General features: G+C 58.6%; 9 protein-coding genes. All 9 read left to right on the plus strand.

Features of this window, described 5'->3' with window-relative positions; all coding sequences use genetic code 11:
• The first annotated feature begins 77 nt into the window (after positions 1-77).
• Entirely contained in the window at positions 78-1,259 is a 1,182-nt protein-coding gene (locus tag C489_RS11055; protein WP_049890790.1) for a sugar phosphate nucleotidyltransferase, read from the plus strand.
• A gap of 2 nt (positions 1,260-1,261) precedes the next feature.
• Positions 1,262-3,064, plus strand: coding sequence for a glutamine--fructose-6-phosphate transaminase (isomerizing) (gene glmS, locus C489_RS11060; RefSeq protein ID WP_006431341.1), 1,803 nt, complete (start codon positions 1,262-1,264; stop codon positions 3,062-3,064).
• A 22-nt stretch (positions 3,065-3,086) separates the two neighbouring features.
• Positions 3,087-3,914, plus strand: a complete 828-nt coding sequence (locus tag C489_RS11065) for an undecaprenyl-diphosphate phosphatase (RefSeq protein WP_006431342.1) — start codon at positions 3,087-3,089, stop codon at positions 3,912-3,914.
• Between the two features lie 153 nt (positions 3,915-4,067).
• Positions 4,068-4,232, plus strand: coding sequence for an HVO_A0556 family zinc finger protein (locus C489_RS22950; protein WP_338041766.1), 165 nt, complete (start codon positions 4,068-4,070; stop codon positions 4,230-4,232).
• 72 nt (positions 4,233-4,304) lie between these two features.
• Positions 4,305-6,764, plus strand: a complete 2,460-nt coding sequence (locus tag C489_RS11070) for a hypothetical protein (RefSeq protein ID WP_006431343.1) — start codon at positions 4,305-4,307, stop codon at positions 6,762-6,764.
• Positions 6,765-7,212: 448 nt separating this feature from the next.
• The gene (locus C489_RS20825) at positions 7,213-8,424 is read left to right on the plus strand and encodes a glycosyltransferase family 2 protein (protein ID WP_083902804.1); all 1,212 of its coding nucleotides are present in this window, start codon (positions 7,213-7,215) and stop codon (positions 8,422-8,424) included.
• Positions 8,425-9,304: 880 nt separating this feature from the next.
• Positions 9,305-10,567: a hypothetical protein gene (locus C489_RS11085; protein ID WP_152423144.1), complete on the plus strand. Its 1,263-nt coding sequence runs from the start codon at positions 9,305-9,307 to the stop codon at positions 10,565-10,567.
• Positions 10,560-11,585: a hypothetical protein gene (locus C489_RS21585; protein WP_152423145.1), complete on the plus strand. Its 1,026-nt coding sequence runs from the start codon at positions 10,560-10,562 to the stop codon at positions 11,583-11,585. Before C489_RS11085 ends, C489_RS21585 begins: the two co-directional genes overlap by 8 nt.
• 193 nt (positions 11,586-11,778) lie before the next feature.
• A complete protein-coding gene (locus C489_RS11090) occupies positions 11,779-12,054 on the plus strand; it encodes a hypothetical protein (protein ID WP_006431347.1) in 276 nt (91 codons plus the stop codon).
• Positions 12,055-12,318 lie beyond the last annotated feature (264 nt).

Below are 12,318 nucleotides of genomic sequence, written 5' to 3' on the forward strand. Positions count from 1 at the left end.
CGCCGGTGGGCTCGAGTCAGTGAGAGACGAAACCCGAGCCACAACACTGATAGTAGTGCCTTACTGTCACTGTCGACATGAGTATCCGTTCTGCGGTGGTTCTCGCGGCGGGCGAGGGAGCCCGGCTGCGGCCGCTGACGAAGCATCGACCGAAGCCGATGCTTCCCGCGGCGACCAAACCCATTCTCGAGCACGTTTTCGACGCGCTCGTCGACGCCGGGATCACGGAGATCACCGTCGTCGTCGGCTACGGCCACACCCACGTCCAGTCGCATTTCGGGTCGACGTACCGCGATTCCTCTCTGGAGTACGTCGTCCAGGACAAGCAACTCGGTAGCGGCCACGCGCTGCTGGCGGCCGAATCCGCGGTTTCGGAGCCGCGGCTCGTCCTCAACGGTGACCAACTCGTCGCCGGACAGATCGTCGAGGATGTTCTCGACGCCCACGAGAACGACGACGACGCGCTCGCGACGCTCGGGCTCATTCGGCATGCGGACGTCGGCGAGTACGGCGGCGTGATCTGCGAGGACGACGGCACCGTCGAGACTATCGTCGAACGGCCCCGTGATGACCGCACTTATAAGCTCAACGCGGGGGTCTACGCGTTCGAGCCGGAACTCTTCGACTATCTCCACGGTCCGGAACCGCACCTCAACGAGTACTCGCTCGTCGACGGCATCGCGAACGCGGTCGACGCCGAGGAGACCGTCCGCGGCGTCACCTCCGACGGGATCTGGATCGACGCGACGTATCCGTGGGACTTACTCGAGGTCACGGAGACCCTCTTCGAGAGCGCGGACGGCGTCGAGAGTACGGTATCGTCGACCGCGCGAGTCCACGAGTCGGCGACGATCGTTGAGCCGACCGTGATTTCGGCGGACTGCGTCGTGGGCCCCGGGGCCGTCGTCGGACCCAACGTCGCGCTCGGCGAGAACGTGACGGTTGGGGCGAACGCCGTCGTCGAGCACAGCGTCGTCGATGCCGACACGCGCGTCGGGTCGGGGGCGGCGCTCGTCGACTGCGTCACCGGCCGCAACGTCCGCGTCGGCACCGGGTCGACTGTCGTCGGCGGGCCCGGAGATGTCCGCGTCGGCGACCGCGTCCACGAGGGCGAGCAACTGGGTGCGCTGCTCGCGGACCGCGTTCGCGACGACGGCGGCGTGACCTACGCGCCGGGAACGATCGTCGGCTCCGACGCCGTCATCAACGCCGGAACGACCGTTCGCGGGACGGTCGAAGAGGGGACCGAGGTGCAGTAACGATGTGCGGAATCGTCGGATACGTCGGGTCTACCGGCGGTGACGACGCCGTCGACGTGGTCCTCGATGGCCTCTCGACGCTCGAGTACCGCGGCTACGACTCCGCGGGGCTGGCCGTGCCGACCCCGTCGATGGCGGTCCACAAGGCCGCCGGCGAACTCTCGGCCCTCGAGGAAACAGTTCCCCGAGACGACCTCGCGGGCGAATCGGTCGGAATCGGACACACGCGCTGGAGCACCCACGGCGCGCCGACGGATGCCAACGCCCACCCCCACAGCGACGAGGCGGAGCGCGTCGCCGTCGTCCACAACGGGATCATCGAGAACTACCAGCGACTGCGCGACGACCTCGCCGACGCGGGCGTCGCGTTCCAGAGTGAGACCGACACCGAAGTGGTCCCGCACCTGATCAGACGCTACCTCGACCGCGGCGCGGACCCCGAAACGGCGTTCCGGTCGGCGATCGACCAACTCGAGGGTAGTTACGCGATCGCCGCAGTGTTCGACGGATCGGAGACGGTGTACGCGGCCCGGCAGGACTCCCCGCTCGTCGTCGGCCTCGGCGAGACTGGCACGTACCTCGCGAGCGACGTCCCCGCGTTCGTCGACCACACCGACCGCGTCTGTTACCTCGAGGACGGTGACTTCGTCCGACTGACCGCCGACGGTGCGGTCGTCACCGACGGGGAGGGGGAGACCGTCGACCGACCGATCGAAACGGTCGCGTGGGATCCCGAAGACGCGGAGAAAAGCGGCTACGACCACTACATGCTCAAGGAGATCCACGAGCAGCCGTCCTCGCTCCGCCAGTGTCTCCGCGGCCGGATCGACGAACTCGAGGGGACGGTCAATCTCGAGGAACTGAGCGATATCGACCACGACGGGCCGGTCCAGTTCGTCGCCTGTGGCACTTCCTATCACGCGGCGATGTTCGGCGCGGAACGGCTCCGGGCCGGCTGCGTGAGCGCGCAGGCGTTCCTCGCCAGCGAGTACGCGAGCGATCGCGTTCCCGTCGACGGCGACACGCTCGTCGTCGGCGTCACCCAGAGCGGGGAAACCGCCGACACGTTGCGCGCCCTGCGCGAGGCCGCCCGGGCCGGGGCGACGACGCTCGCGGTGACCAACACCGTCGCGAGTTCGGCCGCGCGGGAGTGCGACCACGCCCTCTATATCCGGGCCGGTCCCGAGATCGGCGTCGCCGCGACGAAGACGTTCGCGAGCCAGCAACTCGCGCTCGCGATGCTGGCGTTCGAACTCGGCGACGATCCCACGCGCGCCGAACTCGAGGCGCTCCGGGACGTTCCCGGACAGGTCCAGACCGTCCTCGAGACGACCGACGCCAAGGCGGTCGCCGAGGCGTACGTCGACGCGGACGCGTACTTCTCCGTCGGACGGGGGTATCACTACCCCGTCGCACTCGAGGGGGCGCTGAAGATGAAGGAGATCACCTACCGGCACGCGGAGGGGTTCGCGGCCGGCGAACTCAAACACGGCCCGCTCGCACTCGTGACCGAGAACACGCCGGTGTTCGCGATCGTCACCGGTGACGGCGAGACCGCCCGAAAGACGATCGGGAACGTCAAACAGATTGCGTCTCGGGATGCGCCCATCGTGGTGGTCACCGACGGCAAATCTAGGGTGACACGTTATGCAGACCACGTCCTCGAGATTCCTGCCACCGACGACCTCGGTGGATCGGTGCTCGCGAACGTTCAGCTACAACTGGTAGCCTACTGGATTGCACATGGTTTGGAGCGATCGATCGACAAGCCGCGGCACTTAGCGAAGAGCGTAACAGTCGAGTGAAATCACTACCGAATTCCCGGCAGTGAGTCGAATTGAATTCGTCGTCGCGATACTCGCCGGGATCGTCCAAGGAGTCGTCGAGTGGCTCCCCGTCTCGAGTCAGGGCAACCTCTCGCTGTTTCTGACACTCGCCGGGACCGATCCCGCGGTCGCCGTGCAGTTGGCGCTGTTCCTGCAGGTCGGGACGACGCTCTCGGCGGCGACCTACTACCGCGACGACATCGCGGCGGCCGTCCGCGCGGTGCCCAGTTGGCGGCCTGGCGATGCGTACCGTGGCGAGAACGCCATCGCGTCGTACGTCGTCGTCGCCACGCTGATGACCGGACTCGTCGGCATTCCGTTATACGTCTATGCGGTCGACCTCGCCGGCCAGCTCACCGGTGGCGTCTTCATCGCAGTTATCGGCGTCCTGTTGGTTCTTACGGGTGGCCTGCAGCTGGTATCTGAATCGATGTCGATAGGGATCCGCGACGCACCGACGCTGCTGGATTCGGTGCTGGTCGGGGCCGTCCAGGGCGTCGCGATCCTGCCCGGCATCTCGCGGTCAGGCGTCACGACGAGTGCACTGCTGTTTCGCAGCTACGACCCACCGACCGCGTTCCGCCTGTCGTTTTTGCTGTCGATCCCCGCAAGCCTGGGGGCGGCCGCGCTCACCGTCGCGGGAGCCGGCGGCCTCCCGGGAATCGCACTAGGGCCGGCATTGGTGGCGTTGAGTCTCAGCGCTGTCGTTGGCTATTGCACGATCGATGCGCTTATGAAGGCCGTCGATCGCGTTCCGTTCTGGCTCGTTTGTTTCGGTCTGGGAACGTTCGCGATTGTCGGCGGCGGCATGGTCTCTATACTGGTCTGAGGAGCGACGTGTGTCCAGAGGCGGGGCGTTCGTAAGACTCGTTAGGTGACCGTTCCGTCGAAGCTAATCCCAAGGCGCTTCCAGAGAACTACCTAGCTTATGACCAACCTGGGCAAAAGAACTATACAAAGATCGTGACTTGATGCTAACGAGATGCAACTGACGGAGAATACGGCTTCTGGACACCCTCTCCTCGAGGCGCTCGAGGGGAATGCTTGTTCCTACTGCAAGGGGGGACGACTCGTGCAGGACAGCTACAAGGGGAACGAAGCAGTGATTTGTGACGAATGTGGTACACCGGGCGCACAGGTGTGGTAAGTCTACAGGCGTGGCCGTTACCGTTCGTTCAGAGCGAAAGCATGATAGCCCTGTCTGCTCTCCTGCAGCACAATGCCTACTGACGGCGATGCGGGCCGCCTCGCGGACGTGACCGCATCATTTCTCGCGGATCACGATGACGGCGAACAGGCGCTTGAGGCCGTCCTCGCAGTTGACGCTGACCACGAGACGTGGACCTTCGACGATGTGGACCTGGACTCTGGTACCTTCGGGGAGCTCGTCTCGCGAGGGATCGTCTCAAAGGCCGACGACGCATATCAGGTCGCGGAGCCGACGATCGTCGAGGCCGCGCTGACGGGTGAGGAGGTCGAGCCGGAGGCGGGGGCGGACGACGGCGGGCTTGAAATTGACCTCGAGCAGTTTCGGGACACGGTTGACTTCCGGGCCCTGACGGGGCTGCTGGGGTGCCTACTGGTCGTGGCTGCGGCTCGACTGACGGCCTATGGGTCAGTGTTCCAGCAGGGCTACATCGTGTCACCAGGAAATGACCCGTACTACTTCCGATACTGGATGGAGGAGTTGTTGGCGGCGAGTGCGGGACCGGCGGACTACGGAGTTCTTATCAATCTTCCAACCGAAGGGGCCAGCCGACGGCCGCTCTCGCACGCAACGAACTGGTTCCTCGCCGAGTTGCTTGGCGGTGGCCAAGGCGCGGCCGATACAGTTGCGGCGTGGCTGCCTATCTTCGCGTCCGTTGCGCTCGCCCTCGTACTCTACGAGCTTACCATCCTGCTGACACGGGATGTCCGAGTTGGGATCACATCGGTTCTCGTCTTTGCGGTGACGCCGATCCACGCGGTCTATACGGGGCTTGGCTTCCTCGATCACAATGCCCATCAGTATTTCTGGCTCGGAATCACGCTGGTAACGCTCACGTGGCTCGCCGTCGACCTGCAGCGACGACTCGAGAGTAGCACCAATCAGGATACAGCCGTTCGAGAACACCTCCGATCACCGACGACATGGAGTATCGCCGTCCTTTTCGGACTCTCAGTCGTGGCCGGAGTCCATACGTGGGGTGGCTCGCCACTACTGCTGGTTCCACTTGCAGCGTACATCGGATTCCGCGTCGCACTCGACGTTCGAGCGGGGCTTTCACCAGTGCGTGCGAATCTGCCACTCCTCGGCGGATTGCTCGTCGGCAGTAGTCTTTCGCTTGTCGTCCACCACCAGTGGGGGTGGCACGCATCGTTCGTCGCAGTCACACCAATGCTGGTGTTCGGAGGGGGGGCTGCCGTGACCGCGCTTGGGGAACTATGGCAGCGGTTCGACGTCCGATCTCGAGGACTGATCGCTCTCGAAGCGGTCGTCGCGATCGTCGGACTCGTCGGGTTTCGAATCCTCCGTCCTGCGGCGTGGACCAACGCGGCCGAACGGGCGACCGATCTCTTTTTCCGCGGTGGAGCGACTGAGACGGCCTCCCTGTTCGCAATGGAATACGTCGTGATCTTCGGTCCGCTATACCAGCTCGGCATGGGGTTCTATGTCGCGTTGGCAGTACTGGGTTGGGTAGCATGGACCGTTACCCGTGAGTACGAACCCGGGTGGCTACTCGTTGGTACCTACGCAGGCTATCTCCTCGTGTTGGCAGGTATTCAGGTGCGATTTGCCGGCCAACTCGCGATCCCGCTGGCCGTGCTTACCGGCCTCGGCATCGTCCACCTGCTTTCGGTCGTCGAACTGGCGCGTACGCCAGTTCCGTTTCAGGGCCGAAATTCTGGTTCAACCGGTGGTTCTCGAGAGAGGGAGATGGTTGCCGCGGACGGTGGCCGGGGGCTCGAGCCGTCGATTTCGCTACCCGACAAGCGTGCAGTCGGGTACGTGATCGTGATCGGGTTGCTCGTCTTCGGACTAAGCCTCATCTACGTCCCTGGACTGACGGCGGACGTGACCCACAGCGAGGCACAGGTCGAAGCCGCGGGCGCGATCGACGACCACGCCGCGACGACGGACCGCACGTATCCCGAAACCTACGTGCTGAGCGAGTGGGGCGACAACCGGATGTACAACTATCTCGTCAACGGGGAAGCCAATAGTTACAGCTACGCCCGAACCAACTACGATGCGTTTCAGTCGACGTCCGATCCCGACGGCTGGTACGACCGGTTCGATGGCCGGGTCGGTTACGTCGTCGTGACGGCGACCGACGGGGAACGTCCGGCTAGTAGCGCGCAGGCCCGCTTGCTCGAGAACTGGGGTGCCGGCGGATCCAATACCGATGCGCTCGCCCACTATCAAGCGGTATACGCCGCCGATGATGTCGCGGCGTTCGCGGTAGTGCCCGGAGCGACGATCACCATGTCTGGCTACGAAGGCGAGGCTGTAACCCTCAGTACTGACGTGTCCGTATCGGCCGAATCATTCACATACGAACGGACGGTGACAGTCAGCGAGAACGGTCAAATTACGGTGACAGTCCCCTATACTGGCGAGTATGTTATCGGAAATGAAACGGTCACTGTCACCCAAGAAGACGTACTGAACGGAAACACAGTCAATCACGTGGAATAAACTATTTTATCGGTGACCCCCATCAGCGGTTTCTAGATCAATTTCCGAACCCTCATTTACATATCTAAATAGGTCCTATACATGAATATAAAATACTATATGTAAATAACGGACACAAAGTCAATTTTTATTATTGTTTTCCCACATTCATTGAGTTGGCCTGTCGTTTTCCTCCCATGATTTTCTCAGAAGAGGGCGACCGATCGGCCATTAAGATTATATTACGTTCGTCAGAACACCTCTGACAGTCAGCACGTGCCACGTGAGAAAATGTATGGAAAAAATATGGGTCGTGAGAAATATACGGGGGATAACAGGGGGAAGTCTTGCTCCGTGCTAGAAGGATCGAAGATAGGGTGTGCTCATGGGGAGATCAGATCATCAGATAATCCTGATTATGCAGTCAGGTGTAAGATCTGCTCTACGCCATATATAACCATATAGTTAAATGGCGGAAGAAAATATACTGATAGAGCAGACTGATACTGCAGAGCAACAAGTACGCTCCGCAGAGACAATAGCTTATCCGCGGTCCGAATCCGTCGATGAAGTTCTCGCAGACAGTAAGAGCGTCACGCTTGTCATCCCGACGTACAATGAACGAGATAACGTCGAACCAATAATCGATCGGTGCCTCACTGCGTTATCGGAGCACGCAGTCGAGATTGTCATCGTCGACGATGATTCGCCGGACGAAACATGGCGGATCGCACGTGAAGCATACACGAACGACGACCGAGTTCGGGTGATCCGGCGAACCGAGGAAAGCGGACTCGGAACGGCAGTGTTGCGCGGCTTCTCGGAAGCGTCCTACGAGTTCTGCGCCGTCATCGACGCCGATCTCCAACACCCACCTGAGAAGCTCCCCGAACTCCTTGACGCGTTCGAGGAGGGGACCGATGTCGTGATCGGCAGCCGTCATATCGATGGCGGTGGCATCGAAGGATGGTCGCGGTTCAGGCGCGTCGTAAGCGCCGGTGCGACAAGCGCTGCTCGTCTGGGCGTCCCCGAAGCCAGGGGTATCTCAGATCCGATGTCCGGGTTCTTCGCCGTCCGACAGGATATTCTCGCCGAGGCCGAACTGAACCCGAAGGGCTATAAGATCCTGCTAGAAGTACTCGCGAAGTGCGATCCTGACGGTGTCGCCGAAGTGCCGTACGTGTTCACCGAACGCGAACGTGGCGAGTCGAACCTCACCCACGACGAGTACGTGAAGTTTGCCGAGCACGTCGCGATGCTCGGTATGAGTAGTCGTGAACTCGAGCGGTTCGTCGAACCGGAGCGCGCGACTCGAGCGCTCGAGTTCGGAGCCGTCGGTGGGATCGGCGTCGTCGTGAACACACTCGTGTTCATGGCCGGACGCGGAATCGGTTCCCACTACCTCCTAGCGGCGACGGCCGCGTTCGTCGCTGCGGTCCACTGGAATTTCCTCGGAAATTGGTTGATCACGTTCGACCAACCAGAGAATGGACTCCTCGGGAAGTACCTGCGGTTCAATCTAGTGTCTGTCGCCGGGTTCCTGATCTACACGGGGCTGCTCGCGGTAGCCATTCAGGGACTCGGAACGCCTGATCTGATCGCTAATCTCGCCGCGATTGGCGGAAGTTCGCTGTGGAACTTCCTCGGCGCGGAGAAGTTTGCGTTCCTCCCCAACACCTAGGACATAATTATGAGTGATCCAGAGCCTGAACTTCCTCTTGCTATCGGTAGTATCGTCTTATCGTATCTGCAGCGGCGCTGATGATTTTTGGTTGACATCGAGAGGATATGCGTCTCCAATCGGAGGTTCTACAACGTTACTAACTCTGTGGTCGATTTACGGTCTCGTTTTTCCTCTCACGATTGCTGGAGTTCTTAAACTCAATCTCTCTAAATGGGGTTGACCTCTAGCATACGTCTCGATTGCAGTCATCTTCACAGGGCTTATAATAGCGTTCTTCCTGAATCCGTTTCAGGGTACTCTCGGTACCGATGCGATGCTGTCCTGCCAATTTTCGGTTGTCCTTCTGTTACAGGGGGAGAATCCGTATGCACACTCGATGGAGCCAGCGTTTGATAAGTACTCAATTGAGAGAACACAATTAATAATCGCGTTCAGGTCAGTCCCTGCGATGATCTTCAGGCAAAGTGTGATGCTGCCGGAGCGAATGGGACTCTCGAATTTGAACCCGGGTCGTATACTGTTTCTGCGGCCGTCACCCCATATGACGGCTAACACTTCGAGATGGTCCAGAAGTTGCTCGCTCGAATCGCTGCACGCATGGAAGACTGGGCGCAGTCGACAGATGGTTGTAGAGACGAGCAGTGCTGAACCGTCCACGATCCATCAACTAATCTAAGTTACAGAGGGCGGCGCAGAAGGGGATCCTACTTCCAGTGCTTCAATACATTTATGTATCGACTGTCGAATTAGCGCAACATGGAATTCAGTGGTACAGCAACACTTGCACTTGTAGCCACGTTTCTGTTCCTTTTCGTTCCGACAGCATATCACTACGTTAAAAAGGGGTCCTCATCAGTGGCCTCTCATATTCAATAGAATGACTTCAGATTCAGACCTTCAACGGTCAATGCGGTATCTAAGGCGGATCGGGGTCGTCATTGCAGTGATGATACTCTTTGGATATTCGATGAGCATCTATCGGCGCTCCCGGATTCACGAACACCCCACTATCGCAATTATCGTTCTCGTTCTCTGGGCAGGTGCTCTTATTATCGGCGCACATCTACTCTTTCGCTCAACCCGGCTCCGGTTCGTGGAACACAGCTCGGTCGGCTTGCTGTTGGTTTCAACGACCGTCTTCGCATTGGGGACCATATACATAGTGAGCCCGACGCATCTTGGGAGCGATGTTCCACTCTTCACACGATATGCAGCGATGCAAGTTCTCGAAGGCGTCAACCCGTATCAAATTCCTTTCGACGGAGTTCATGAATTACTGCGCCACAATGAGTACGTCAGCACGCCAAAACGTGATGGGACACACGTCGTGTCATTGTCGTATCCCGCGTTCTCATTTTTGGCGTATGTACCCGTCGTCTGGATGGGATTAGATGTCCGTCTTTTGGGTGCAGTCATACTATTCCCGATCGTCGTGCTGCTGATCTACTGGTACGCGCCTGATGAGTGGGGCGTTATTCCAGTTCTCCCCTTGTTCGCTAACCAGGGCTTCCTCAATACAGTCGTCGTCGACTACGAGATGTTGTGGGTGCTGCCGTTGATGCTGGCTGCTATGTTCTGGTACCGCGATCTTGACCTGTCTGCCGTCTGGTTTGGTATCACCTGTGCAGCAAAGCAAAATCCGTGGCTTATCGGGCCGTTCATCGTCCTGCGCTTTGTCTTTGGTGCAGACGATTATCGGACAGGGCTCAAACGCTCAATTAGATATGGCGGCATCTCATCAATAGTATTCCTCATTCCGAATGTACCATTTCTCATCTCCAGCCCAGAAGCCTGGTTCCAAGGCGTTTTCACACCGATTGCTGGCGAAGGAGCGCCACTGATATTTTATGGACAGGGACTCGCGGCCCTTTCTTGGGCAGGATTAGTTCCGATTGCAAAATCAGCGTATTCGTACGTCCTCCTTGGTGGACTTGCGTTTGCGGCTATCGCCTACGTCCTCTATCTTGACGAACTGAAAGATGTGATGTGGGTTGTCCCGATGCTACTTATGTTCCTGAATTACCGAGGGTCACAGAAATACTATACAATGCTACTCCCAATCGCGATCATCGTAATTATAAGCATGTATAGATACCAAGGCGATGATGCCGACACGTCCCCGGAGGTGGAGTATGCGTAAGAAGATATCACCGGCCCTTGGTCTTGCGATTGGCTTCACAGTATTCGTCGGCCTCGTCTTTGGCCTCTCTGTAGTCGATCAAGCGGGGTCGGACTTAGAAATTGACGTCGTTGGTGCAGCTGATCCAAACGGCACTGGACAAGTCACTGAGATCACCGTCAAAGTGAGAAATACCGGAGACCAGCCAGTTGACCCTGTTTTCTCCGTCATTGGGAAATCAGAGAACAACTACAACTGGGTGTCTAACATATCACGAATACCGGCAGGAGAGACGACGAAGGCCACGCTGAACGTGAAGTATATCCAGCAAGGTATTCCACAAGATACCAGCTTCAAAGTCAGAGTGAACGACAGGGAGAACACAGCTCGGAAAGCACTCAGCGGGCTCTATCCAAATGCAGTCTGCGAACCAGCAGTCAAAGATAGCTCGTTCGAATACTGGATGTACGATAACGAATTTGGCGACCAACGGCCAGCCCTGTGGTCACTAAACGTCTGGAGACCAGGGCTTGAACCAAACGGCAGCTTCACGAGTCAGTCAGGACCAAATAACGGTTCTGCGATGCTGACGGTCGAAGCGCCAAACCGTGAGACAGGGACGTGGACACAGGCCAGCTACGCTCAGTCTATGACGGACGTACCGGACCGCCTCTCTGTTGAGTTCGCGCCTTATTCAGATTCGACAGTCTGGCGCGACGGGGATCGTGACGGCCTGCCAGCAGAGTTCGTCGGGGTTCGATTCGTTGATCCAACAGAGAACAAGCGAATCTGGCTCGGGTACTCTGAGAACGTTGATAAACGCACAACGGTGCATATTGAGGGCGATGTTGAATATGTTATTATACTAACACCAAAGCAGAAAACAACAATTTCGCCCGCAAGCGTATATCGTGAGCGTGGCTGGGCAGTCAGCGATAGCTACACCCTCAACGCCGGTGTCGCTGCATGGCCACCTATGGACAACACATCAGTTATCAGTGGGTTTGAGCAGGTAACAACACACAGCTGTTCGGACTAAGCAGAACTGGTAGCCATTTGATATTGAGGAGCGGATTGGACGGGTGAATCAGCGCTGCAAGCAGCGTAATTATACATCTTATTGATGTGAGCATGGTGTTATTTACTTATCAAACTACAATGAAGTCCACCACTCGAGAGAAGATGCGTTGAATCAACACGAGTTTGAGCGGTTGGTTTGAGGCTCTCACCAGATGGACGACTTCTACTCACTACAAACCGGGTTTGTGCTCCACTTTGCTGGACAGTTGGGGATGCGACAAGGCGAGATCGCCCACCTCGTTGAGCGGTGGGTCGACCTCGATCGGAATATGATCTGCATTCCAGTTCACGAACGCTGCATCAAGGGTCGGGAGTCGATGGGAATCTGCGGTTCCTGCCGCCAGCAGGTGAAACAGCGCGTAGAACACAACGACGAGATGACGCTGAGGAACTGGCCTGATTCCAAAAACGGAGGATGCCGTTCGTGACATCCCATTCGGCTTCCATCCTCGCGTCTCGCTGATTATCAAGGACTTCTTTGACGAGTACGACGTGTGGCCAGCGAGCGCCAATGCGGTCAATTGACGGGTCGCGAAGGCAGGGGAACTCTCCGGCCTTGAGTGTAATGCCTACTCCCACACACTTCGCGCGACAGCAGCGAGTTATAGTATCCGTTAGAATTTTCCGCTCAGAGATTGTTGCTATAGTCAATGGACCATCTCGACGAGATCTCTGTCGAAGAACTCCAAGAC

Source organism: Natrinema versiforme JCM 10478 (assembly GCF_000337195.1).
Classification (GTDB): domain Archaea; phylum Halobacteriota; class Halobacteria; order Halobacteriales; family Natrialbaceae; genus Natrinema; species Natrinema versiforme.

Excerpts from the sequence above, each read along its gene's own strand:
- C489_RS11055 (WP_049890790.1), top strand. The coding sequence starts at position 78 with ATGAGTATCCGTTCTGCGGTGGTTCTCGCGGCGGGCGAGGGAGCCCGG.
- glmS (WP_006431341.1), top strand. The coding sequence starts at position 1,262 with ATGTGCGGAATCGTCGGATACGTCGGGTCTACCGGCGGTGACGACGCC.
- C489_RS22950 (WP_338041766.1), top strand. The coding sequence starts at position 4,068 with ATGCAACTGACGGAGAATACGGCTTCTGGACACCCTCTCCTCGAGGCG.
- C489_RS11070 (WP_006431343.1), top strand. The coding sequence starts at position 4,305 with ATGCCTACTGACGGCGATGCGGGCCGCCTCGCGGACGTGACCGCATCA.
- C489_RS20825 (WP_083902804.1), top strand. The coding sequence starts at position 7,213 with ATGGCGGAAGAAAATATACTGATAGAGCAGACTGATACTGCAGAGCAA.
- C489_RS11085 (WP_152423144.1), top strand. The coding sequence starts at position 9,305 with ATGACTTCAGATTCAGACCTTCAACGGTCAATGCGGTATCTAAGGCGG.
- C489_RS21585 (WP_152423145.1), top strand. The coding sequence starts at position 10,560 with ATGCGTAAGAAGATATCACCGGCCCTTGGTCTTGCGATTGGCTTCACA.
- C489_RS11090 (WP_006431347.1), top strand. The coding sequence starts at position 11,779 with ATGGACGACTTCTACTCACTACAAACCGGGTTTGTGCTCCACTTTGCT.